Here is a 24,103-nt window from a genome sequence, read left to right as displayed (position 1 = left end):
GTGGGTCAGGCGCGACCCTTGACCAGCGGCAGTTCGGCCATCTGCCAGGCGGCCACGCCGCCGTCGAGCCAGTAGACCTGCTCGAAACCGGCTTTTTTCAGCGTCTTGGCCGCACCGGCGGAGGCATTGCCGTTGCGGCAGACCACCACCACGGGCGAGGACTTGGCGTTGGCCAGCAGCTTGCCGGCCGGGTCGAACTTGGCCAGCGCCACGTTGCGGCTGCCGGCGATATGGCCTTTTTCGAAGTCGGCGGTGGGCGACAGGTCGATCACCAGCGCGTTCTCGCTGTTGATCAGGCGGGTCAGCTCGGCCGGCTTGAGTGCGCGATACCCACGGAACAGGCGCGCGACCTCGGTGACGATCAAGGCGATGGTCAGGCCCACCAGGGCCAGCGACAGCATGGGGTTGCGGCCGACAAAGGCCTGCAGCTCTTCGAAATTCACGGGGTCAGGGTCAGTCGAGCGGGCGGGAATTGTCGCACAGCTGGCGCACGCGACGGCCAGCGTCGGTTGCTGCGGGCTACTGGCCCTGCCACAAGTCGGGCAGGCCGCTGGCCAGCCACCAGCGTTTGCGCTCGGCATCCCAGCGCCACAGTTCGGTGCTACGTACCAGCCGCTCGGCCTGGGTGTTGCGGTTGATCACGCGCAACTCGACCTCGCGGCGCAGATCGCCATTGACGTCGTCGCCTACCCGCACCTCGCGGTAGCCGGAGATCTGCACCTGCTCGTAGCGCGAGCGCTCCAGATCGCTGAGCGGATGGGCCTGGGCGTAAGCCGGTTCGATAAAGCCCTGTGCGGCATCGAAATCGCTCCAGCGCACGGCGGCCGTGTAGGCGGCCTGGGTGGTCTGCAGCGCGCGCGCCTGGGCGCGGCTGCCGGCGTTGGCCACCCCGCTCAGGAGCGCCAGCCCCAGCAACAGCATTGCTCCGATCACTGCACGCATGCGCATTCCCCCGAGTCCAGCCCGCATCCTACCGTTTCGGAAACGCCACGAAGCGTCCGCTCAAGGTGGCCGCCGCTGCGCCGGAGCCCAGCGCGATCTGCGCACGCATGCCGATGCGCGCCTTGCCGCGCTGACGGAACGTGCCCAAAAACGCCTCCCAGCTGCCCAGTTCGGATGGCTCGGCATTGGCCACCAGGTCCTCGTACACCGGCGCCACGTAACGCAGCTGGCTGTCGGCGACGTACACATCGGCGCTGTGCCCGGCCAGTTGCAATTGCAGCGTCAACCACCCCCAACTGGCCAGCGTCATCAGCGAGGCCAGACTGCCGCCGAATGCATTGGCCTTGTCGTTGACGTTTGCCTGCAGCGGCGCACGCAGGCGCAATGCGCCGTCATGCAAGCCGTCGACGGCGATGCCCATCGACAGCACTGGCGGCATGGCGATGAACTGCTGCTGCAATGACTGCAGGGCGGAGGCGAGCGTGCACGAAGAGGTCATCTGCGAAGGCTGAAGGACGGCGAAGGGCGGCATCATGCCGCAATGTTCCGCGAGCGTCTTGTGCACCTGGAAGACATGCGGTACCGCATGGTGAACGTGGGCAATCGCGGATCGCTGCATGCATCGGTTTTGCGGCGCGTATCAGCAGCCCGGAGACTTGGCGCGCGGTCGTTAGGCGTGACGTTGAGACTGCACCGGGCACCGGGCGTGTCCACCTGACGATGCGCGCAATCGTCGTGCTCGCCGCACTAAGGTGCAAACACGACCTTGCGATAGCCCTGCGCCACGCGCAGCAACGCGGTGGCCTTGGCCTTCCAATGCGCGCTGCGCTGTTTCTGGGCCTGGGTCAACGGCGCATCGATGGTGCTGGTGAACACGATCTGCTCCGGTGCGGCATGGAAGAACTTGTCCTGGATGCAGGCAGCCGGCGAAAGCTGGTAGGTGGACAGTTGTTGCGCCACCGGCGACTCATTCCAACCGAACAGGAAGATATCGGCCATGGTGTGCCAACGCGCTTCGGCCGCCAGCAGCAAGCGCGCCGCATCGCGGCTGATGATCAGCGCGCCGGCGCACACCGGCCAGCAATGCTGATGGGACGATGGACGCACCAGGCGCAGCTGGCGGCCGGCGACATCGGCGACCTTGGTATCGAGCTTGATCCGGTTGTAGGACGGCTCCAGCCGCACGATGCTGTTACCGGCCGGAAGCCAGTCGGTGCTGCGCAGCAGTGCCGGCAGCGCGTCGGACAGATGCATGTCGTCTTCGAAGATGGCGGTGTAGGCAGCGCTGGACTCGGCGGCGATGCGCCACGCTGCCTGATGACTCAGAAAGCAGCCAATATTGGATGCGGTCCACTTGCGCGGGCCGGTGCTGAACCCATCCCCGGAGCCTTCCAGTGGCCGCTCGCGCACGAAGTCGGCGATCTGCTCGGGCGTCAGGGTGGCGCCATCGACGGCAGGAATGCGCTCGAACGGCAGACCCAGCGACTGGAAGCGCGCCGACATGGCCTGCAGACGATCGCTGCTGCGTTGCATATTGATGAGGTAGGAGGTGATCACGGCGCCATTCCGGCTTGGTTGTCGGCGGATCGTGGTCTGATTCACATATTTTTCAAGAAGTTACAAATTTATTTCCTGGCGCTTAAAAAGATCCATGGCGCACGCATGCACCCATTGGTACGCCCCTGGACTCTTCCCGGACTGCCCGAACGTCACCGCGCCTGCCAGCCACTGCCGCGCTCTCGCATAATCGCCGGATGATCCGACCTGCTCCAACCGACGCCTGGACCCTGATCTCGCTGCGGCCCAGTGGCGAGCATGCACCGCTGCGGCAGGCCGCTGCGCTGCATGGCGGGCGCGTGCTGGCGCTATCGCCGTGGCGGTTGCAGACCAACGCCACCGCGCAGGCACGCGAGACGTTGCGGTTGGCATTGGACGCACCGATCGTGGTGTTCACCAGCCCGGCAGCGGTCCGTGCGGCGCAGCGTCTTTCGCCATTGCGGCGGCCGGCGCAGGCGCACTGGGTCAGCGTGGGCGATGGCACCGCGCGCGCATTGCGGGCCTGCAGGATCGATGCAGTCGTGCGCCCTGCGCGCATGGACAGCGAGGGGCTGCTTGCGCTGGAGCTGTTTCAGCCGCCACTGCAGGCGGTCGGCCTGATCACCGCGCCAGGCGGACGCGGCATGCTGGCTCCGGCGCTGGAACAGCGCGGCGCGCGCATCCTGCGTGCCGACGTCTACCAACGCATCGCGCTGCGCTTGCGTGCATCGGCCGTGCACGCCCTGGCCGATGCGTTACCGCGCAGCGTGCTGGCGCTGAGCAGCATCGAAGCACTGTCGCTGGTGCTGCAGCAGTTGCCTGAACAATTGGTGCAGGCATGGCGGCAGCGCCCGGTGGTGGCCTCCAGCGATCGCGTCCTGCAGGCCGCACAGCTCGCCGGTTTCGCCCATGTGGTGCGCGCCGCCGGTCCACTGCCTGCACAACTGGCCGCTACCGCTGCAACGATCGTGACACTGCCGCGACCTTGCTGAACTGCGAACTCAAGTACGGCTTGCGGGGGTCTGCCGCTGCACGCCATGCTGTGGCGGATGACTGTGGCGACCGCGCCTGTCGTGCCCGCCCGAGGATGCCCGAATGACCGACATGCCCGCTTCCCCGCGACGCTTTCCCCTGGCATGGCTGCTGCTGGTCGTCGCCGTGGCCGCCATGGGCGTGGCGCTGTTTCTCGGCTGGCGTGCATGGCAGAGCTATCAAGGCGCGCAGTTGCAGGCCGCCGAGGCGCAGCAACAGCGCTGGGACGGCACCCAGCAGATGTTGGACACGCTGCGCCGCGATCAACGCCTGGCCAACGAGCGCCTGGCCGATGCGGCCGCGACCAACCGCGTGTTGCGCGATGAAATGCTTGGCCTGAGCCAACGCAGCGCCCTGCTCGAAGACAGCGTTCAGAAACTGGCCGATCCCACGCGTCATGGCGCCCAGGCGCTGCGCCTGGATGAAGTGGAATTGCTGCTGCGACTCGGCCAGCAACGGCTGAGCATTGCCGGCGACACCGACGGCGCGCGGCGCGCCTACGCGCTGGCCAATGGCGTGCTCAACGGCATCGACGACCCGGGTTATCTCAATCTGCGTCAGTCACTGGTGCAGGAACGCGATGCGCTCGATCGCCTCGGTGCCGGCCCGCAGGCGCAGGTAGCACAGACGCTGGACCACCTGGCCACCGAGCTGCAGCGATTGCCCGAGCAGACCGCAGAACAAGGCCAGGCGGCACACCCGTGGTGGCAGAAAGTGTTGTCCCCGTTGGTGGACATTCGCCCCAGCCGTGGCGATGCGTTGTTGCTCGGTGGCGATCGCAACGCCGCGCGCGATGCCTTGCAGATCGAAATCAGCCTGGCCCGCGCAGCCGCAGAACGCGGCGATGCCGACGGGTTCGCACAATCGCTGCGCCGCGTGGATAGCTGGACCACACGACTGTGGCCGGATTCGCCACAACGCCGCCAGGTGCGTACGCGCCTGCGCAGCCTGCAACAAGCACCACTGCGTCCTCGCCTGCCGGAACTGGGCACCACCCTGCTGCAACTGCAGGCCATGCGTGAAGGGAGATCCACCCAATGAAAGTATTGCGTACTGTCTTGATCCTGTTGGTTGCCGTGGCGCTGGGCGTGCTCGGTGCGCAGTGGCTTTCGCACCAGAACAGCTATGACCTGGGCAATGTGGTGGTCAGCGTCGGCGGCAACGACTACCACGCGGCGATGCCGCAGGCGGTACTGATTCTGGTCATCGCGCTGCTGGTGCTCTGGCTGGTGTGGACGCTGATCAGCCTGCCGTTCCGGGTGTGGGGCAAATACCGCAGCAGGAAGGGACGTGCACGCCTGATCGAAGGCCTGCGCGCTGCCGACCATGGTCAGTGGCAGCGCGCCGAGCGCCTGCTGGTCAACGCCAGCGAAGACGAGGAGGTCAGCGGCATCGCACTGGCAAGCGCGGTGCGGGTGGCAGATGCGCGCGGCGACGACGTCGCGGCCAATGCATTGGTCCAGCAATTGTCCGAGCGCGACCCCACCGCACACGCGTTGTTGCAAGGCGAACGGCATCTGGCCCGGCAACGCCCGGTCGAGGCGATCAACGCACTGGATATCGCCAGCGCCCAGCCGCTGCCGGCACGTGGCTTGCTGCTGCGCACGCACGCACTGGCGCAGATCGGTCGCGCCGACGAGGCCTACGGCCAGCTCGGCGCATTGCGTCAGCAGGCGGTGCTGGCACCGGAGGCTTACAGCGCACTGGAAGCGACACTTGCCGAACAGACGCTGTTGCAGGCCGACGACGCCAATGCGCTGGCACAACGTTGGGAAGCGCTGCCCAAGTCGCTGCGCACCTCTCCCGCCATCGTTGCCGCCTATGCCCAGCGCGCGGCAGTACTGCATTGGGACGATGCGGCGGTGCATAGCCTGGAGCAGGCGCTCGATACCCAGTGGGACGAATCGCTGGTGCGTCTGTACGGCGTGCTGCCATTGGAAAAATACGATTCGCGTCGTGCCAGCGCCCAGCGCTGGCTGACCCAGTACCCGGACAGCCCGGGCCTATTGCTGACGCTGGCGCGCCTGGCACGCCATCAACAACAGGAGTCGCAGGCCGAGGAATTCCTGCATCGCGCGGTGGCCGCCGGTGCCGGCAGCGACGCATGGGAAGAGCTGGGACATGGCTTTGCGGCAGCTGGCGACCTGCTCTCGGCGCAGCATTGCTACGCCAACGCCCTGCGCGCCGCACGCGGCGAACCGGTACGCGAGGGCTTGCAGCCACAGCAGTCGCATGCGCCCACCGTGTCGGCTTACCAAACGCCGCCGACCGATCCGCTAACGCCGGACGATCGCATTCCATAAACAGGATGTCTGGAGTGCGGGATTCGCAAACGCATGTTGTTGCGTTTACCAATTGCGGGTGCGCAACCCACCGCTGCGGGATTCGTGCGTTTGGGGTTCGCAGCAGAACAGCACGCTTGTGCTTTTGCCAATCCCCAATCCCGAATGCCCAATCCCGCTGCGCAGCAGCCTAGCGCTCGACGATCGCCACCACGCCCATGCCACCGGCGGTGCAGATCGAAATCAATGCACGGCCGCCGCCGCGTTCTTCCAGCTGTTTGGCGGCGGTCGCCACCACGCGCGCACCGGTGGCGGCGAACGGATGGCCGGTGGCCAGCGACGAGCCCAGCGGATTGATCTTGTCCGGGTCGATACGGCCCAGCGGCGCATCCAGGCCCAGCCGCGTGCGGCAGTAATCCTCGCTCTCCCACGCGCGTAGCGTGCACAACACCTGCGCGGCAAAGGCCTCGTGGATTTCGTAGATATCGAAATCCTGCAGGGTCAGGCCCTGGCGCGCCAACATCTGCGGCACGGCAATGGTCGGCGCCATCAACAGGCCTTCGCCATGCACGAAGTCCACCGCCGCCACCTGCGCATCGCGCAGATAGGCCATCGGTGTATGGCCGTGTGCCAGCGCCCAGGCTTCGCTGGACAGCAGCACCGCGGCGGCGCCGTCGGTCAGCGGGGTGGAATTGGCGGCGGTCAGCGTGCCGCGGCCGGAAACCTTGTCGAACGCCGGGCGCAGCGTGGCGAGTTTTTCCAGCGAGGTATCCGCGCGCAAAATGTTGTCGCGCGACACGCCACGGAACGGGGCGATCAGCGAATCGAAGAACCCGCGCTCATAGGCGGCGGCCAATTTGTGATGCGAGGACACCGCCCATTCGTCTTGCGAATCGCGCGAGATGTTCCATTGCTTGGCCATGTCCTCGCAATGGTCGCCCATGCTCTTGCCGGTGCGCGGCTCGGCCACGCCGGGAAACTCCGGCTTGAGTTCGCCGAACTTGAAACCGCGCAGCAGGGTCTTGAGCTTGTCGCCGGTCGCCTTGGCGCGGTTGGCGGCCATCAGCCGCGCACGCAACTTCTTGCCGTAGACAATCGGCACTTCCGAGGTGGTGTCCGAACCGCCGCCGATGCCCGAGTCGATCTGCCCCAGCGCGATCTTGTTGGCGATGGTGATCACCGAATCCAGGCTGGTGCCGCAGGCGCGCTGCAGGGTGATGCCCGGCGTCAGCGGCGACAGGCCCGACGACAGCGCCGCTTCGCGGGCCAGGTTCCAGTCCGAGGAGTGCTTGATGACCGCGCCCATCGCCACTTCGCCCAGCTGCTGCCCATGCAGGCCGAAGCGCTCGACCAATGCGCCCAGCGTGCGCACCGACATGCCCAGGTTGCCCACATCCGCGTACGCGGTGTTCTGACGACAGAACGGGATACGAACGCCACCGAGAATGGCGACGGGACGAGCTGCGGGCATCGGTTGACCTGGCATGGAGGACTCGGGGACATGGCCTGCACAGGGCTGGCAGGCATAATGGCCGCAGTGTAGCTTCGACCCCGTGATGGGCCAACCGCGAATCATGAGCAAGACCGAACACCGCGTGACCGCCATGGGTGTGATGGCGCTGGAATTGACGGGCGGCACCGCCCCCGAGCGTGGCGCCCTGGCGCCCGAGCAGGCCGGGATGCTGGCCGAACGTATCGGCCGCGACCTGGCGCAGTGGATCCCCGAGGTGCGGGCACTGGAGCTGAGCGTGGCGATGGCGCATTTCGATCCGGCCGAAGTGCTGCGACCGGGTTGGCCGTTGCATCGTCGGCTGGAAGAACTGCATGCACGCGCGCCCGGACGCGATCAGGGCCCGCGCGTGCTGGCCTTCGGCGCTGATGCACAGGGCGAGATTCCGCTTCCCTTCCAGGCCGATACCCAGCTGACCGGCGGCGGCCTGCGCGTGCTGCCGTTCCTGCTGACCGGCGATCCGCAGATCGTGGCGACCGTGGCCGATGCGATGGAAGACATCCTGCTGGCCCAGGGCATGGCCCAGGCCGACACCGCGTTGCTGGCGCAGGAAAGCTTCGGCGCACGTATCGAGCATGCGCGCTATCTCACCGCACACGATCTGGCGGCGATGGTGTCGATGCAGTACGACAATCAGGGACTGGCGCCGCTGTGGCCGGTGATCGAGGCCGCGCTGCTCGCTCCGGATACCGAAGAGTGGCTGCAGCAGTCGCCCGAACCGGTGCTGCGCTACACCAATGGCGAAGTGCGCATCGCGCTGTTCGACCCGGCCGGCTGGTGCGATCACTACGCGCACGACCGCGAGAACTGCGATCGCTTGCGCGGTGTGTACGAGCAATATCTGGCGCGTCAGCGGCAGATGGCCGCAGTGCTGGAAGCGCACGGGCTACCGGTGCTATACGTGCATGTGGAACCGGGCCAGGATCCGCAGCACGCATTGGCGGCATGAGCAGCGCGCCGGGTTCCACGCCTCCTGCACTGCAGGGCGTGCTGGAAACCGGCGTGTATGTCGCGGACCTGGACCGTGCGTGTGCGTTCTATGCGCGCGTGCTGGGACTGCAGCCCATGCACCGAGATGAGCGCATGGCCGCCTACGCAATCGCACCCGGACAGGTTTTGCTGCTGTTCGTGCAAGGCAGCACGTCGACAACGGCCACGCTGCCCGGCGGCACCATTCCTCCACACGATGGCAGCGGACGGACGCATTACGCGCTGGCCATTGCCACCGATGCATTGCCCGGCTGGGAAGCCCATCTGCAGACCTGCGACTTGGCCATCGAAGGCCGCACGCAATGGCCCGGCGGTGGGCAGAGCATTTACTTCCGCGATCCCGATGCGCATTTGCTGGAACTGGCAACGCCGGGATTGTGGGCGAATTACTAGGCAAGGCTGACACGCCACATCGCCACCACCAGTGTCGCCAATCCCGATGCAGCCCTCTGAGGTCAGGCACTCCGCGCCATCCATACCCGCCTGACCACGACGCGTTGCATTGTTCGCCGCAGTCATTGCGCGACTACCTGCGCGCCGAACGCGCAGCCTCGCTGTTTAGCGATCCAGTGCATTGCGCAACGAACGACAGCAAGAAATCCAGTGCCGCGCATCACACACCAGCGCCCGCAGTGATCGATCATTTCCGATAACGGATCGCTACGTGTTTGTCAGCGGCATTGAGTTGCATCGATGCCAAACGCAGCATCCTCATTGCCCACTGAGCTGATGGATTGCGCACGCAACGATCAAACTAGTTTGGCTATGCGCGTTGAAACTCACGCCGCAGGCATCGATCGCTGCTGACAACGAATCGCTACCTGTCTGTCAGCAGCATCACGTGGTGCGTTGCCTGGGTGCCGAATGCACCAGCCTGCTTGTCCAGTGAGCAGGTGCAATGCGCACGTAACCAACAACCCGCCATTGCGCATCACACAAGGACGCCGCAGCGATCGATCACTGCGGCGTTTCTTCAATGCTTACTTGGTCGCTGCCTGCGCGTTGTCGGTGGTGATCACGCCGCACGCCAGACGGCCGCCGGCGTTGCCGGTGGGCTGGGTTTTATAGTCGTCGGCATCGGCGTGCACGATGACTGCGTGACCGGCGATATCGAACTGATCGGCCTTGCCGAGATTGACGTTGTTCGAGACCGGACCGTCGATGCTGGCATTGCCCTGCGCGTCGGCCTTGATGTTGGGCATGTCGCCGCCGTGATGCGGATCGCTGCTGACCATCCCGTGATCGGTTTGCGCCGGATTGAAGTGGCCGCCCGCGCTGCTGCCGTCCGGGGCGCTGCAATCGCCCTTCTCATGGATATGGAAGCCGTGCTCGGTGTTGGGCTTCAAGCCGCTGAGTTGGCCGGTGACGCGCAGCGCACCGTCGACGGTCTTGAAGCTGACCGTGCCCTTGACCTCGTTGCCCTTGGTCGGCTTGAGCTCGGCGGTGGCGGTGGTGGTGGCGGCCGCTTCGGTAACCATGGACGCGGCATGCTCGCCGCCGTGGGCCGCTTCGGCCGGGGCGCCGGCCTGCGGTGCGGGTGCGGGGTCGGCCGGGGCAGGTTCCTCGCGCTTGCACGCAGTCAATGCCAAAGCGGTGGCCAGGAACAGGGTCGTCGGAAGAATGCGCATGGAAAATCTCCGGTAAAGGGACCGCAGCTGCGGTCATTGATGCCCCAATTCAGGGCTGCGTCGGGGGTGTGCGCCACTGGGTGACGCGAATGACGCCGCATGCCAGACGTGCGCCTGCGTTGCCGCTGGGCTGGCTGCGGTAGTCGTCCGGATCGGCGTGCACGACCAGCGACTTGCCGACCACATCGGTAGGCGCGGCGTCGCCCAGGGTGATGCCGGCCACGATCATGTCCAGATGCGCAACGCCCTCGGCGTCGGCGCGCAGGTTGTCCATGTCGCCGGCGTGATGGGGATTGCTGCCGGCGCGTCCGTGCGGCGTACCGGTGGGGTTGAAATGCGCACCGGCAGTGCTGGCATCGGCAGCGCTGCAATCGCCTCGCTCATGCACATGGAAGCCGGCCACGCCGCCTGGCCGCAGCCCCCCGACGGTGCCGGTGATGCGGATACCCTGCAGGGCAGGCACCAACACCACGCGACCGCTGACCAGGCTGCCCGACGCCGAGGCGAGCGCTGCTTCGGCCTGCTGCACCGGACGGACCGGCACCACGCGCGCCGCCGGTGGAGGTGGCGGCGGCGGCGCCGGGGGCGTCGTACTGCAGGCGGCAAGCGCCAGCGCGGTAAGGGCAACGACCGTGGACGACCGGTAACGCATCGAGCTGTTCTCCTTGATCAGGCTGAAAACCTATGCGGGCGCATGTTCACGTGCCATGAAATGCGCCGGGCAGCCCAGGAGTTTACGGGGTTGGTGTCGCGGGCCGGGATGTGGGCACGGGGCGCCCTCACCCCAACCCCTCTCCCGCAGGCGGGAGAGGGGCTCAAACGCGATGATCGATGCTTGCCTTCTCCCGCATTGCTTGCCTTGCCCGCGTGGCTTGCCTTCTCCCGCCTGCGGGGGAAGGTGCCCGAAGGGCGGATGGGGGCGTCGTTCGCCGCCGGGCAATCGAGACAGGGGCACGTGCGTGCGAGAAAACGGCGAGCTCATGCACGCTCGCCATCGTGATGCTCGTCAATCTCGCGGTGTTCGCTGCTTGGCTCGAACACCGCGCGTGTAGCACGGTTTTTCATCGACGCAGGCGTCCCTCACCCCAGCCCCTCTCCCGCAGGCGGGAGAGGGGCTTATCAGCGGCGTTTGCGGCCTGGGCCGAGTTTGCGGGTGACGGTGTTGCGGCCCAGGCCCAGGCGTGCGGCGGCTTCGGCGCGGCGGCCCTGGGTGAGTTGCAGCGCCGCTTCGAGCAGGGTCTTGTCCAGGCGATCGCGCGCTTCGGCATGCAGGCCCTGGGCGCCTTCGCTGAGGCGTTGCGCGGCCCAGCTGGAGAGCATCTCGTCCCATTGCCCATCGCTGCGACCGGCGCGTTGGCGGCGGCCGCCACGGGCCAGGGCAGCCTCTACGTCGATCACGTCGATGATGTCGGCGGTGGCCAATGCGGCCAGGCGCCAACACACGTTTTCCAGCTCGCGGACGTTGCCGGGCCAGTCGTACTGGCGCAGCCCTTCCAGCGCCGCGGGCGACAGCCGCTTGGACACCATGTCGAGCTTGCGGCCGGCCATGACCAGGAAGTTTTCGGCCAGTTGTGCGATGTCGCCACGGCGCTCGCGCAACGGAGGCAATTGCAAACGCACCACGTCCAGACGATGCAGCAGGTCGGCACGAAAACGGCCTTGTTCGACCAACGCCTCCAGATCCTGGTGGGTGGCGGCGATCACGCGCACATCCACGCGGATCAACTCGCGCCCACCGACGCGGAAGAATTCGTTCTCTGCCAACACGCGCAGCAAACGCGTCTGCAGCGGCAGCGGCATGTCGCCGATTTCGTCCAGGAACAGCGTGCCGCCATCGGCCTGTTCGAAGCGGCCGATATGGCGTTTGGTGGCGCCGGTAAAGGCGCCGGTTTCATGGCCGAACAACTCGCTTTCCAGCAGTTCTGCCGGGATCGCGGCGGTGTTGAGTGCGACAAAGGGTTTGCGCGACCGTGGCGATTCGTTGTGCAGCGCGCGTGCGACCAGTTCCTTGCCGGTGCCGGTTTCGCCGTTGATCAGCACCGACAGCGGCGCCTGCGCCAGGCGTCCGATCGCGCGGAACAAGGCCTGCATCGCCGGGGTGTCGCCGATCAACGATGCCGGCCCTTCCGACAGCGGCGTGCCGACGATGGTGTCGACCGTTGCATCGGCATCGGGCAGCGCGCGCGCAGCCAAGGCCACCGCATCGTCCAGATCGAACGGCTTGGACAGGAACTCGTGCGCGCCGCCGCGAAACGCGCCGGCGGTGCTGGCGACATCGGTATAGGCCGACATCACGATGACCGGCAATTGCGGGTGCTTGGACTTGAGCTTGTCGAGCAGGGTCAGGCCATCCTCGCCGGGCATGCGTACGTCGGTGAACAGCAGATCGGGGGTGGGTCGCATCGCCAGCGCCTGCAACGCGGCGGCGGCGCTGTCGAAACCATCGACGGCATAGCCGGCATCGCGCAAGGCCGTTGACAGTACGAAGCGCACCGAACGGTCGTCGTCGACCACCCAGATATGGTGGGATGCGGCGGCGGCCTCAGCCATGCAGATGCTCCTTGTCGTGATCGCCGGCCAACTCGGGCAGCAGCAGGGTGAAAACGGTATGCCCCGGGCGCGAGCGGTAGGTCAGGGTACCGTGGTGTTCGCGCGAGACCTGCTGGGCCAGCGCCAGGCCAAGCCCACTGCCCTCGGCGCGGCCGCTCACCAACGGCAGGAACAGGTGCTCGGCCAGTTCTTCCGGCACGCCGCCGCCGTCGTCGATGATTTCCAGCCGCAGCGACATCGCATGCACGCGGTCGCGGATGCGCTGGCCGTGCTCGACGCGGGTGCGCAGGGTCACCCGCGTGGCGCCGGCCTGGAAGGCGTTGCGCACCAAATTCCAGACCGCCTGGGTCAGGCGGTCGCCATCGCCGAGGATGTCCGGGATGCTCGGGTCGTAGTCGCGTTGCACCTGCACCGACCAGCCGCCCTCGGCCTCGGCCAGGCGCAGCACGCGCTCGAGCACGACATGGATGTTGAGGCGGTCATGCGGGCGCAGCGGGCTGGGCGAGAGCAGGCGTTCGAGCAAGGTATTGAGGCGCTCGATCTCGGTGCCAATCAACTCGATCAGCTCGCGCTCGTCTTCATCGCGCCCGCCCGAGCGCCGCGCCAGCAGTTGCGCAGCGCCCTTGAGCCCGGCCAGCGGATTGCGCAACTCGTGGGCCAGGCCCTTGAGCGCAGCGCTCAAGGCATTGGGCAATGCATGGGTGGGATCCAGCGCCGGGAATTCATCGACCGGATGGGTTTCCAGCAGCCAGCCCCCATCGTCCAGCCGCGATAGCCAGCCTTCGGCAAAGCGCGGCGCGTCGTTAGGCAGCCCCAGCGCCAGCCGGTGCAGGCGCAGGATGTCGCGTTCGTCGTTGAGCAGGAAACGCGCGAGCGCATCGCCCTGCACTTCCAGCGCGGCCAGCGGTTGATCGACCAGGCGCCGCGCACTGACCCCGAGCCAGCGGGCGAACGCCGGGTTGACCCCCAGCACGCGGCCTTCGCGGTCGGCCCAGGCCACCGGGGTGCCCAGGCTATCCAGCGATGGCATGGAAGACGACATCAGTCCCGCACCAAGTTGGTGCAGGCAGGATCGGCCTGCGCGGATGGCGCGCAAAACGAAGCATGGCTAAAAAGAATGTCCGCCGGCAGGTCGCAGGTCGCACCGATCCAGCGCGCATCCGCGCCGACGGTCACGGGCGTGGGGCTGGTCATGCAGGCACCTCGGCAATTGATCCGCCGGTCAGGTCGGCGAAGAGAACGGACCCGGCGGGCTCTACCGGCCGGGTCGTGGCGCCACCTGCAGCAGCGTGGCCGCAGGTGTGCATGGTCAAGACTCGTATGCGGCTTCGCCGTGCGAGGTGATATCCAGGCCCTCGCGTTCGGCTTCTTCGGTCACGCGCAGGCCGAACACCAGCTTGGCGACCAGGAAACCCACCACCGACACCACGCCGATCCACACCAGGGTGATGCCCACGCCCAGCGCCTGGATGCCGACCTGATGCACGATGTCGTAGTCGCCGCCTTTCTGGCCGCCCAGCGAGGCTGCCGAGAACACACCGGTCAGGATCGCGCCGATGATGCCGCCCAGGCCATGCACGCCGAATACGTCCAGGCTGTCGTCGGCGCCGAGCAGGCGCTTGAGACCGGTGACGCCCCACACGCACAGCACGCCGGCTGCCAGGCCGATGACGATGGCGCCGAACGGCCCGACCGTGCCGCAGGCCGGGGTGATGCCGACCAGGCCGGCCACCATGCCCGAGGCCACACCCAGGGCGGAGGACTTGCCCTTGATGAACTTCTCGGTCAGCGACCAGCCCAGCACGGCGGCGGCAGTGGCCAGCAAGGTGTTGAGGAAGGCCAGCGCCGCACCGGCGTTGGCTTCCAGGTTGGAGCCGGCATTGAAGCCGAACCAGCCCACCCACAGCAATGAAGCGCCGACGAAGGTCAGGGTCACGTTGTGCGGCTTGATCGCCTCACGCCCCAGCCCGGCGCGCTTGCCGACGAAGTAGGCGCCCACCAGACCGGCGATACCGGCGTTGATGTGCACCACGGTGCCGCCGGCAAAATCCAGCGCGCCCAGCCCGAACAGGTAGCCGCCGGTGGCCCAGACCATGTGCGCCAGCGGCAGATAGCCGAAGGTGAACCAGATCACCGAGAACAGCAGCACCGCAGCGAACTTGGCGCGTTCGGCGAAGGCGCCGACGATCAGCGCGCCGGTGATGCCGGCAAAGGTCGCCTGGAACCCGATAAACACGTATTCCGGCAGGCTCACGCCCTTGGTGAAGGTGGCCGACAGGCTCTCGATGGTCACGCCCTTGAGCAGCGCTTTATCCAGGTTGCCGATCCACGGGCCTTCGCCGGAAAACGCCAGGCTGTAGCCGTATAGCACCCACAGGACGGTCAACAGCGAGAACACCGTTGCGACCTGGATCAGCACCGACAACACGTTCTTGGCGCGCACCATGCCGCCGTAGAACAACGCCAGACCCGGCACCACCATCAGCAGCACCAGCAGCGTGGACGTCAGCATCCAGGCGACGTCGCCCTTGTCGACCACTGGCGCGGCTTCGGCAGCAGCGACCGGCGCGGCGGCCGGCTGCGCGGACGGCAGCGGTTCGGTGGTGACCGGCTCGGTCGGTAACGGGGTGACCTGCGGTGTGGACTGCGCTTGCGCGCTGCCCATGCCGCCCACCACCAGCGCGCTGAACAGCATCAGCATGCACACGCGATAGAACCGGGCTTTCCACCCGGCAAACAGAACTGTCTTCATACGACCTCCGGAGGTGGGGGACTCAGAGCGCATCGGCGCCGATTTCGCCGGTGCGGATCCGCACCACTTGCTCGATCGCAGTCACAAAGATCTTGCCGTCGCCGATCTTGCCGGTGCCGGCGGCGTTCTGGATCGCCTCGACCACTGCGTCCAGCCGGTCGTCGGTCACCACCGTTTCGATCTTGATCTTGGGCAGGAAGTCCACGACGTACTCGGCACCGCGGTACAGCTCGGTGTGGCCTTTCTGACGCCCGAAGCCCTTGACCTCGGTGACGGTGATGCCCGACACGCCAGCGGCGGACAAGGCCTCGCGGACCTCGTCGAGCTTGAACGGCCGGATGATGGCGGTGATCAATTTCATGCGCATACCCCGAATGGTGGAAAGAACCGGCCGGCATTGCGCCGCCCGGCGGTGTCATTCACCTGGATGCCAACCCCGGCATCCGATCGTTCGCGATTGCGCAGACCCCAGCGGTTGCGATGCACCCGCCTCGTGGGAGAGGTCAGGCCCGCGCGTCGCGAACTGCGTGCTCTCTCGATACCCCGTCGATCCACGGCCGATGCCGTGGACCGATCAAACATGTGCGGCGATGGCGGAGGTGGGAGGGGGGGCCTCCGCCATCACCGCGGTGGAACTCAGTTGCCGTAGTACAGCTGGTACTCCAGCGGATGCGTTGCAGCACGGAACTTGGTGACTTCCTGCATCTTCAGCGCGATGTAGCCGTCGATGAAGTCGTCGCTCATCACACCGCCGGCCTTGAGGAACTCGCGGTCCTTGTCCAGCGCTTCCAGTGCCTGGTCCAGGCTGGAACACACCTGCGGGATCAGCTTCTCTTCTTCCGGCGGCAGGTCGTACAGATCCTTGTCGCTCGGTGCGCCCGGGTCGATCTGGTTCTTGATGCCGTCCAGGCCGGCCATCATCAGCGCGGTGAAGGTCAGGTAGCCGGACTGCAACGGATCGGGGAAGCGCATTTCGATGCGGCGCGCCTTCGGGTTGGTGACCCACGGAATGCGGCACGAGGCCGAGCGGTTACGCGCCGAGTAGGCCAGCATCACCGGCGCCTCGAAGCCCGGAACCAGGCGCTTGTAGCTGTTGGTGCCGGAGTTGGCGAAGGCGTTGATCGCGCGGGCGTGCTTGAAGATGCCGCCGATGTACCACAGCGCCATCTGCGACAGGCCGCCGTAGCCGTCGCCGGAGAACAGGTTGACCCCGCCCTTGGCCAGCGACTGATGCACGTGCATGCCACTGCCGTTGTCGCCGACGATCGGCTTGGGCATGAAGGTGGCGGTCTTGCCGTTGCGGTAGGCGACGTTCTTGATGATGTACTTCATCGTCAACAGTTCGTCGGCCTTCTGCACCAGCGAGCTGAACTTGGTGCCGATCTCGCACTGGCCGGCAGTGGCCACTTCGTGGTGGTGCACTTCGGTCTCGATGCCGACCTGTTCCAGCGTCTTGATCATTTCCGCGCGCAGGTCGTGCAGGGTGTCGGTCGGCGGAACCGGGAAGTAGCCGCCCTTCACGCCCGGACGGTAGCCGCTGTTGCCGCCGTCGTACTTGGCGCCGGTGTTCCAGGCCGCTTCTTCGGAACCCACCTGGAAGAAGGTGTGGCCCATCTCGTTGGCAAAGCGGACCGAATCGAAGATGAAGAATTCCGGTTCCGGGCCGAAGAACGCCTGGTCGGCGGTGCCGGAGGACTTGAGATAGGCCTCGGCGCGCTTGGCGATGCCGCGCGGGTCGCGCTCATAGCTCTGCATGGTGGCCGGATCGAGGATGTCACAGGTGAGCACGATGGTCGGATCGGCGAAGAACGGATCCAGGTACGCGGTGCCGGCGTCCGGGAGCAACACCATGTCCGACTCGTTGATGCCCTTCCAACCCGCGATGGAGCTGCCATCGAACATCTTGCCTTCTTCGAACAACGCCGGCTCGATGATGTTGGCCGGGAAGGTGATGTGCTGCTGTACACCACGCATATCGACGAAGCGCAGGTCGACGAACTCGACCTTGTTGTCCTTGATCAGCTTTTCAACGTTTTCCACGGACATCGGAAGAAACCTCGGCAGGAGTTAAGTGGCTCGTGAGCGGTAATAGAGCAGGGACCGTGCCAACCTGGCGATGCTCACAAGTTCTTGATTTTGCTTGCATCGCTTGAGGTCGCTCGCGTTGTGATAGCACCATAACAGTGCTACTTGCCGATATGCTGCACCAATATAGTGCGTGCCGCAATGCACTATCCTTGCGCCTCCCCCACCCCCCTCTCCAGTCCGATGTCCGACCTGATTTCCGCCCTGCTGCTAGGCATCCTCGAAGGCCTTACCGAATTCCTGCCGATTTCCAGCACCGGCCACCTGCTGATCGCCGAACAATGGCTCGGACGCCGCTCTGATTTCTTCAATATCGTCATCCAGGCCGGCGCGATCCTGGCGATCTGCCTGGCGCTGCGGCAGAAGCTGTGGACCCTGGCCACCGGCCTGGGCGAACGCGACAACCGCGACTACGTGCTCAAGATCGGCGTGGCCTTCCTGGTCACCGCCGTGGTGGGCCTGATCGTGCGCAAGGCCGGCTGGCAACTGCCGGAAACCGTGCACCCGGTGGCCTGGGCGCTGCTGATCGGCGGGGTGTGGATGCTGGTGGCCGAGCACTTTGCCGGCAAGCTGCCCGAGCGCGACGTGGTGACCTGGAAGGTCGCCATTGCGGTCGGTCTGGCGCAGGTGGTGGCGGGCGTGTTCCCCGGCACCTCGCGCTCGGCCTCGGCGATCTTCCTGGCCATGCTGCTGGGCCTGAGCAAGCGCTCGGCGGCGGCGGACTTCGTGTTCATGGTGGGCATTCCGACCATGTTCGCGGCCAGCGGTTATGCGCTGCTGGAGATGTACAAGGAAGGCGGCGTCGGCAGCGAGAACTGGACCGATGTGGCGGTGGCCTTCGTGGCGGCGACCATTACCGGCTTTGTGGTGGTGAAGTGGCTGCTCGGCTACATCAAGAAGCACCGCTTCACGGTGTTTGCGGTGTACCGCATCGTGCTCGGCGCCGCCCTGCTGTTGTGGTTGCCAGTCGCGGCCTGAGCCGCAAGTGCGCAGGCCCTGCCGCTCGCTGCAGAGGCGGCCGGCAGGGCAACTGCGCGAGCAGTGACGCCGGTCATTGCCGCCGCCGCACGCTGGCGGTATCAATGGGACCTCGATCACCGGGAGCTGCCGATGCGTGCCGTGTTCTTTGCCCCAGCCCTGCTGGCGGCGGGCGTGACGGCCTGCGGCTCGGGCGCGACAGCCGGCGCCGGCAGCGCCGCGCCGGACACAACTGCCGCCTCGACCGCAGCGGCCGCGCCCGTCAGCGACAACGCTCCGTTACGCGCCGCCTTGCAGGCGCAGCACTGGCAACTGCAGCAGGCCAGCGATGCACACGGAACGGCCCTGCGCAGCCTGTTCGTGGCCGGCAGCGCGCCACTGCAACTGGATTTTGCCGAACAACGCATCCAGGTCAGCCAGACCTGCAACGCGCTGGGGGCCAATTACAGCGTGACGCAGACGCAATTGCAGATCGGCCGGGTGGTATCGAGCAAACGCCTGTGCGCGCAATCGCGACGCATGGCGCAAGAACGCGCCGCCAGCGACCTGCTGTCCGGCCGCTTCACGGTGGCATTGGACACGGCACCGGCCGCGCCCCGGCTGACGCTGACGCGCAGCGATGGCACCCGGCTGGTGTTCGGCGGTGTGGCCATGGCCAACACCCGCTACGGCGGCACCGGACAGACGCTGGTCGTCGAAGTGGCCGCCGCCACCGTGGCCTGCCCTTCCGCCCCGTCGCGCCAATGCCTGCAACTGCGCGAGCACGATCCGGGCGCGCCGGCCACTGCACAGGCCGCCACGCCCTGGCACCCCTTCGACGGCACGATCGAAGGCTACGACCACGAAGCCGGCATCCGTACCCTGCTGCGGGTCACCCGCTATCCGGCTGGCGCAGGCCCGGATGCCGGGCCGGTGTACGTGCTCGACCAGATGATCGAAGCCGGCAGCTAACGCCTGTGATGCGCGTGGGTCGCCGGCGCTGCCGCAGGGCGCCGGCCTGGCGGGCGGCCGCACGAGACGAACTGCGTGTCGCCGAGGGCCAGCCGTCCGCGCTGTGGCCGCAGTCACGCGGCCACAGCGAAACCCGCGGCTCAGAATTGGATGAAGACCTTGCCGACGTGCTGCGCCTTGGCGAAGTACGCATAGGCCTGGGGCGCTTCGTCGAACCGGAAGGTCCGGCTCTCCAGCGTCTTGATCCGATGCCGATCGATGGCCTGCAGCAACTCCTCGAACATCGCCCGGCTTCCATTGGCGATACCGCGGATGGTGATGTTCCTGCGGATCAACGCAACGTAGTCAGGAATCGGGGAAGCGCGTCCCGGAGTCACGCCGATCACCACGATGGTTGCGTTCACCGCCGCCGCCTTGATCGACTGTCCCAAGGTGTCCTGGCCACCGGTCTCGATGATGATGTTGGCGCCACCGCCGGAGCGCTCCAGCACCTCGGCGGCCCAGTCGGGGCTGGTGCGATAGTTGACGGTGATCTCGGCGCCCAACTCGCGTGCGAGTGCGAGCTTTTCGTCGCTGGACGAGGTGATGGCGACGCGGGCGCCATGCGCCTTGGCGATTTCGAGCGCGGCCATCGAGACACCACCGGTGCCCAGGCACAGCACCAGATCGCCCGGCTTGATCGCGGCCACTTCCACCAGGGCATTCCATGCAGTGACTGCCGCCGACGCCAGCGCGGCCACGTCCTTGTCTTCCAACGTATCGGGCACCTTGATCAATGCCGCTGCGGGCAATGCGACCTTCTCCGCCAGCCAGCCATCGTGGGTGGCGCCGATATCGTGGGCGAACACGTCGGCATCGAACGCACCATCCAGCCAGGCGGGAAAGTGGCCGCATACCACGCGGTCGCCCGGTTTGACCTGGGTGACGCCTTCGCCGACGGATATCACGATCCCCACGCCTTCGGAGGTGGGAATGCGATTGTCCGCAAGCTTGCCTCCATAGGTGCCATGGAGGATCTGCAGATCGCGATTGATGAGGCTGACCAGCCGCGGAGCGACGATGGCCTGGCCAGGGCCTGCAACCGGCTCGGGGTGCTCTGCCGCGACCAGGCTATCGAGGCCGGTCTGCTTGCCAATCTGGAATGCTTTCATTTGAACTACCTATGCTGAGACGCCAGCGCACTGCGACCGACGTCATGGGGGAATACAGGGCGAAGAACGCCCTGGGTGTTGCAACGCCAACCTGGCATCCGTCGCCGGGACGATCGTGCACACGCACGCAATGGAGCCGATCGCCCAGGCTGGCGTAAGCACTGCGCCATCTACTTGCCCGGTGGGCGCATGGCCACACCGGGGATCGCTCAGCGCAGCGAGGGATTCAGCGTGTAGGTGCCGTGCAACGTCGCTTCGGCGAGCACGTGGCCCTGCATCGCCGACAGCACGTCGGCTGCCGTGAAGGTCTGCGGCAGAGTGAGCTGCGCCACGTCCAGCGCGAACACGCGGAAGAAATAGCGGTGCAGGCGCAGGTCGTTGAACGGCGGATAGGGGCCGTCGTAGCCAAGATAATTGCCGGCCATCTCGGCATTGCCGGCGAACCAATCGGTGTACGAATTCAGGCCTTGACGCGCACCGGCCGGGCCGGCTGGCTGCTGCTTGCCCTTGGGCACGAAGCCATCGCTGCAGCTGCCTGCCGCGATGGCTTGCACGTCGGCGGGGATATCGACCATTGTCCAATGCACAAAATCGGTGCGCGGCTGCTCGACCGGAATCTGCACATCGTCGCGGCCCACGGTGTCCGCCACGGTCGGCACATCCGGGTCAAGGCACAGCAACGCGAACGAACGCGTGCCGGCGGGCACCTCGCTCCAGGCCAGATGCGGATTGCGGTTGGGCGCAAAGCCTTCGGGCGTGCCGGCGGCGAATTCCACCGCGATGGGCTTGCCGTTTTCGATGCTCTCGCTGCTCAGGCGCATGCAGGTCTCCGTGGGAAATGAGGCCGATCAGGGTGCCTGCGTCCGTGCAGCAGTGGAAGCCATCGCAGTGGAACCCTGTGATGCATCCAGCCGGATCTTCGTTGCTCCAGGCAGCCAGACCGGCGCTTGATGCGGCAGCGACATGGCTGCAACACGGCGCGCGCGCAGCTCATAGCGCCGCCTCCGCGTACCGGTCGCGCCCGCCGCGCGGCGAGCGCGGCGGTGGGGAGCGCTGCTCAGTCCTGCGGGTAGCCCAGGCGCACCGCAATCGGGGTCAGCCCATCGAACTGCGCGCCCAGGACGCTGCGATAGTCGCGCCAGCGGCCAGATGCCAGGCGCGCCGGGCCGCGTGGCTCGATCAGCGGGAAACTCAACCCGAACGCCTGCTCCAGCGCATCGGCAATCCCCTGCGGGTCGCTTTCGATGCCGTCCAGCCGGATGATCCGGTGCGGGTACAGATCCTGCTCGTGCAGCACCGCCAGTTGTTCCAACGCCGCCAGCAACCAGCCGGCAGCCTGCTGCGGCGACTCCAGCGCCAGCGGCGCGGGGGCGCCGGAGGACAGCCAGTCCAGCAGCATGTCGCGCGGGTCGCGCAGCGCAATCGCCAGCCGGCCTTCGGGCAGATGCGGGCGCAGCGCGGTCAGCAAGGTGTTGTCCCACCACAGCAGCCAGTCGATGACGTTGCCGTCGTCGATGCCGCGCCGTGGCAACTGCGCCTTCCAGCCTTCCACCAGCGCCATCGGCGCCAGTTCGCCCGACGCCAGTTGCTCGACGGTGCGGTAGCTCTGCAGTCCATCGGACGGCGGCGTGCTGCCGTAACGGTCGCCGCGCGCCAGCGGGGTGGCCGCGCCCATCACCGCAGTCAGGCGCTCGACGTGCGACCCGGGCGTACCCCAGACGAACAGCGGGCGCGCAGTGACGGTATCGGGAATGGTCCCGAGCGCCGGCCACTGCCTTGGCTGCTTGGCGGCCTGCGGCGGCAACGGCAGCCGATGCGGCGCCTGTTCGCGCTGGAACTGCATCCAGGTCGCCAGTGCGGCGTCGGGCTGGCCGGCGCGGTCCTGCACATTGCCCAGCCACGGCCGCAGCATGGTCTGCTGGGGTGCGGGCAGCGAGTCGATCAACGCTTGCACGCAAGCGATGGCTGCCGGCGGGTCGCGCTCCAGCAGCGCTTCGACGATGCGCTGCTCGCCACTGATGCGACCCGGCTCCACCGCCACGATCTGCCGCGCCACCGCTTCCGCTGCATCGGCATGGCCCTGCATGTCGTGCACGCGCATCAGCGCCTCCAGCGCGGGCAGGTGCTCGGGCATGGCCAGCAGCCAGCGCTCGATCACCGCCTGTGCCTGCGTCCCGCCGACCGGCTCCACCGCCAGGCGGGCAAGCCACAAATCGTGCGCACTGGCCGAGGTGGCCAGCGCCGCGTCCAGGGTGTCGCGCGCGTCGTCCACCGCGCCCAGCCGCTCCCAGGCGGTGAGCAAGGCGTGCAAGGTGCGGCGGTCGGCCGGCCAATGCGCCAGCGCCAGACGCAGATGGGCGGCGGCCTGGTCGGGGCGACCGGCCTGCAATTCCATTTCGCCGGCAAGCCGGCGCATCGCCGGCAGGTCGCCGTCGGGCTGGGCGAGCACGCCCTGCATCGCCGCCAGCGCATCGTCCAGGCGACCTTGCCGCTGGGCCAGCTGGGCGATGAAGGCGCGCAATGCGGTGCCCGGCGGATTGAGCTCGATCACGCGCTCGAAGGCGCGCTCGGCAAACGCGAAATGTTCTTTCTGCAGATAGGCAAAGCCCAGCGCGAACAGTACCCGCGCATCGTCCGGCAACTGCTCGGCGGCCCGCGTCAGCAGCGACAGCGCGCGATCGCTCTGGCCACGACGCAGCTCCACCACGCCATCGACCGCCAACAGCTGCGGGTGCTCCGGCGCCAGTCGCGCGGCGGTGCGGCTCAGCCGCTCGGCTTCGTCCAGATCGCCACGCGCCACCGCCAGATGCGCCTGCATCACGTAGGCATTGAACTGATTGGGGTCCAGCGCGGTGGTGCGCAACAGCGCGGCATCGGCGCCCGTCAGGTCGCGCGTGGCCAGCAACAGCCCGGCGCGCAAGAGATGCAGGTCGGCGTCTTCCGGCGTCAGCGTCAGCGCGGTATCGAGACTGGCCAGCGCCAGTGCCGGCTGCCCCTGCTGCTGCAAGGACAGGCCGAGCCAGCGATGCGCGGCAGCGGTCTCGGGCGCGGTGAGAACCCACTCGCGGGCCAGTGCCACCGCATCATCGGCCGCATTGCGGCGCAGGGCTTGAAGAATGGCGTCTTGCATGGCAGCGGCGTGTCCAGAACAAACCGCTATTGTAACGATGCGCTGCGGCGGCCTGGCGTGTGATGCACATCGAAAGGAGATGCGACCCAGGGCAAGCACGCTTGGCACACACATTGAACTGTCGGAAACAGCGGCTTCTTGACCTAAAAACCGCGTGCTAGCTTGATCCTCTCATCAAACGCGTAAAGCTCGGAAGGTTAAGAATGGCCACTGGAGATCTATACATTGGGAAACTGCATTCAGCGTCGAGGTCGAAGAATCAGTTGATCCACCAATCAGAGTACCAATACCTATGGGGTTGGAAAGGTGGCAATCCACGGGAGGAATTAGGACCTTCATTCATGGCGCAACGCTACCTGCGTTCCTAGATGTTGGGCTATTAAAACTTCGCACGAATCAAAAATATTATTATTTCGAGCCATTGCGCCTTGTTTCCAGAGGACGCTGGGAAGGGAATCTGAGCACCTGCACGACCTAGCAATTCGTGCTAGGGAAGCTCTGAACAACGCACCACAGATACGCGACACTACCCGCATGATGTTGAGGAGTGATCCATGCAACTGACGTTCGGTGACGCTGAGGGCCT

General features: G+C 66.5%; 23 protein-coding genes. 7 read left to right on the top strand and 16 right to left on the bottom strand.

The window, feature by feature from the left end:
• Positions 1–5: 5 nt before the first annotated feature.
• The 4 genes from GGR62_RS18330 to GGR62_RS18315 form a co-directional block, all read right to left on the bottom strand.
• The gene (locus GGR62_RS18330; protein ID WP_016903395.1) at positions 6–443 is read right to left on the bottom strand and encodes a rhodanese-like domain-containing protein; all 438 of its coding nucleotides are present in this window, start codon (positions 441–443) and stop codon (positions 6–8) included.
• A 76-nt stretch (positions 444–519) separates the two neighbouring features.
• Positions 520–942 carry a hypothetical protein gene (locus GGR62_RS18325; protein ID WP_184409272.1) on the bottom strand — a complete coding sequence of 141 codons (423 nt, stop codon included), beginning with the start codon at positions 940–942 and terminating at the stop codon, positions 520–522.
• A gap of 28 nt (positions 943–970) precedes the next feature.
• Positions 971–1,441, bottom strand: a complete 471-nt coding sequence (locus tag GGR62_RS18320; protein ID WP_184409271.1) for a YiiD C-terminal domain-containing protein — start codon at positions 1,439–1,441, stop codon at positions 971–973.
• A gap of 248 nt (positions 1,442–1,689) precedes the next feature.
• On the bottom strand, positions 1,690–2,499 hold the full coding sequence (locus tag GGR62_RS18315) for a glycosyltransferase family 25 protein (RefSeq protein ID WP_184409270.1): 810 nt from the start codon (positions 2,497–2,499) through the stop codon (positions 1,690–1,692).
• Between the two features lie 161 nt (positions 2,500–2,660).
• On the opposite strand from GGR62_RS18315, the gene GGR62_RS18310 reads away from it, so the two are divergent.
• The 3 genes from GGR62_RS18310 to GGR62_RS18300 all read left to right on the top strand — a co-directional run bounded on the left by GGR62_RS18310 (position 2,661) and on the right by GGR62_RS18300 (position 5,813).
• Entirely contained in the window at positions 2,661–3,470 is an 810-nt protein-coding gene (locus tag GGR62_RS18310; protein WP_260306291.1) for a uroporphyrinogen-III synthase, read from the top strand.
• Positions 3,471–3,573: 103 nt separating this feature from the next.
• Positions 3,574–4,551, top strand: a complete 978-nt coding sequence (locus GGR62_RS18305; RefSeq protein ID WP_184409268.1) for a uroporphyrinogen-III C-methyltransferase — start codon at positions 3,574–3,576, stop codon at positions 4,549–4,551.
• On the top strand, positions 4,548–5,813 hold the full coding sequence (locus GGR62_RS18300) for a heme biosynthesis HemY N-terminal domain-containing protein (RefSeq protein ID WP_184409267.1): 1,266 nt from the start codon (positions 4,548–4,550) through the stop codon (positions 5,811–5,813). Before GGR62_RS18305 ends, GGR62_RS18300 begins: the two co-directional genes overlap by 4 nt.
• Positions 5,814–5,982: 169 nt before the next feature.
• Here the strand turns inward: GGR62_RS18300 and GGR62_RS18295 are convergent, their stop codons facing one another.
• On the bottom strand, positions 5,983–7,278 hold the full coding sequence (locus GGR62_RS18295; protein ID WP_184409266.1) for an acetyl-CoA C-acetyltransferase: 1,296 nt from the start codon (positions 7,276–7,278) through the stop codon (positions 5,983–5,985).
• An 88-nt stretch (positions 7,279–7,366) separates the two neighbouring features.
• Here GGR62_RS18295 and GGR62_RS18290 point away from each other — a divergent pair, with 88 nt between their 5' ends.
• Both GGR62_RS18290 and GGR62_RS18285 read left to right on the top strand, forming a co-directional pair.
• The gene (locus tag GGR62_RS18290) at positions 7,367–8,251 is read left to right on the top strand and encodes a hypothetical protein (protein WP_184409265.1); all 885 of its coding nucleotides are present in this window, start codon (positions 7,367–7,369) and stop codon (positions 8,249–8,251) included.
• On the top strand, positions 8,248–8,685 hold the full coding sequence (locus GGR62_RS18285) for a VOC family protein (RefSeq protein ID WP_184409264.1): 438 nt from the start codon (positions 8,248–8,250) through the stop codon (positions 8,683–8,685). Before GGR62_RS18290 ends, GGR62_RS18285 begins: the two co-directional genes overlap by 4 nt.
• 587 nt (positions 8,686–9,272) lie before the next feature.
• On the opposite strand, the gene GGR62_RS18280 is transcribed toward GGR62_RS18285, so the two are convergent.
• The 8 genes from GGR62_RS18280 to glnA all read right to left on the bottom strand — a co-directional run bounded on the left by GGR62_RS18280 (position 9,273) and on the right by glnA (position 17,268).
• A complete protein-coding gene (locus tag GGR62_RS18280) occupies positions 9,273–9,920 on the bottom strand; it encodes a superoxide dismutase family protein (protein ID WP_184409263.1) in 648 nt (215 codons plus the stop codon).
• 49 nt (positions 9,921–9,969) lie between these two features.
• The gene (locus GGR62_RS18275; protein WP_184409262.1) at positions 9,970–10,572 is read right to left on the bottom strand and encodes a superoxide dismutase family protein; all 603 of its coding nucleotides are present in this window, start codon (positions 10,570–10,572) and stop codon (positions 9,970–9,972) included.
• A 467-nt stretch (positions 10,573–11,039) separates the two neighbouring features.
• Positions 11,040–12,470, bottom strand: coding sequence for a nitrogen regulation protein NR(I) (gene ntrC, locus GGR62_RS18270; protein WP_184409261.1), 1,431 nt, complete (start codon positions 12,468–12,470; stop codon positions 11,040–11,042).
• A complete protein-coding gene (locus GGR62_RS18265) occupies positions 12,463–13,512 on the bottom strand; it encodes an ATP-binding protein (protein WP_184409260.1) in 1,050 nt (349 codons plus the stop codon). Before GGR62_RS18265 ends, ntrC begins: the two co-directional genes overlap by 8 nt.
• Positions 13,512–13,664, bottom strand: a complete 153-nt coding sequence (locus GGR62_RS18260; protein WP_184409259.1) for a hypothetical protein — start codon at positions 13,662–13,664, stop codon at positions 13,512–13,514. The genes GGR62_RS18265 and GGR62_RS18260 overlap by 1 nt, the downstream gene beginning before the upstream one ends.
• A gap of 115 nt (positions 13,665–13,779) precedes the next feature.
• The gene (locus tag GGR62_RS18255) at positions 13,780–15,222 is read right to left on the bottom strand and encodes an ammonium transporter (RefSeq protein WP_184409258.1); all 1,443 of its coding nucleotides are present in this window, start codon (positions 15,220–15,222) and stop codon (positions 13,780–13,782) included.
• 22 nt (positions 15,223–15,244) lie between these two features.
• Positions 15,245–15,583, bottom strand: a complete 339-nt coding sequence (locus GGR62_RS18250) for a P-II family nitrogen regulator (protein WP_002808480.1) — start codon at positions 15,581–15,583, stop codon at positions 15,245–15,247.
• A 275-nt stretch (positions 15,584–15,858) separates the two neighbouring features.
• Positions 15,859–17,268 carry a type I glutamate--ammonia ligase gene (gene glnA, locus GGR62_RS18245; protein ID WP_184409257.1) on the bottom strand — a complete coding sequence of 470 codons (1,410 nt, stop codon included), beginning with the start codon at positions 17,266–17,268 and terminating at the stop codon, positions 15,859–15,861.
• A gap of 222 nt (positions 17,269–17,490) precedes the next feature.
• Between glnA and GGR62_RS18240 the strand changes: the two genes are divergently transcribed.
• Together GGR62_RS18240 and GGR62_RS18235 are read left to right on the top strand one after the other, a co-directional pair.
• Positions 17,491–18,285: an undecaprenyl-diphosphate phosphatase gene (locus GGR62_RS18240; protein ID WP_184409256.1), complete on the top strand. Its 795-nt coding sequence runs from the start codon at positions 17,491–17,493 to the stop codon at positions 18,283–18,285.
• 132 nt (positions 18,286–18,417) lie between these two features.
• A complete protein-coding gene (locus tag GGR62_RS18235) occupies positions 18,418–19,236 on the top strand; it encodes an META domain-containing protein (protein ID WP_184409298.1) in 819 nt (272 codons plus the stop codon).
• A gap of 140 nt (positions 19,237–19,376) precedes the next feature.
• On the opposite strand, the gene GGR62_RS18230 is transcribed toward GGR62_RS18235, so the two are convergent.
• The 3 genes from GGR62_RS18230 to GGR62_RS18220 all read right to left on the bottom strand — a co-directional run bounded on the left by GGR62_RS18230 (position 19,377) and on the right by GGR62_RS18220 (position 23,517).
• Positions 19,377–20,387, bottom strand: a complete 1,011-nt coding sequence (locus GGR62_RS18230; protein ID WP_184409255.1) for an NAD(P)-dependent alcohol dehydrogenase — start codon at positions 20,385–20,387, stop codon at positions 19,377–19,379.
• A 209-nt stretch (positions 20,388–20,596) separates the two neighbouring features.
• Positions 20,597–21,208 (bottom strand): YbhB/YbcL family Raf kinase inhibitor-like protein, encoded by a 612-nt coding sequence (locus tag GGR62_RS18225; protein WP_184409254.1) that lies wholly within the window; start codon positions 21,206–21,208, stop codon positions 20,597–20,599.
• A gap of 236 nt (positions 21,209–21,444) precedes the next feature.
• Positions 21,445–23,517 (bottom strand): tetratricopeptide repeat protein, encoded by a 2,073-nt coding sequence (locus GGR62_RS18220; RefSeq protein WP_184409253.1) that lies wholly within the window; start codon positions 23,515–23,517, stop codon positions 21,445–21,447.
• Between the last annotated feature and the right edge of the window lie 586 nt (positions 23,518–24,103).

The sequence above is a fragment of the Xanthomonas sp. 3075 genome (assembly GCF_014197275.1).
GTDB classification, from domain to species: domain Bacteria; phylum Pseudomonadota; class Gammaproteobacteria; order Xanthomonadales; family Xanthomonadaceae; genus Xanthomonas; species Xanthomonas campestris_B.
This window is presented reverse-complemented; position numbering and strand designations above follow the sequence as displayed.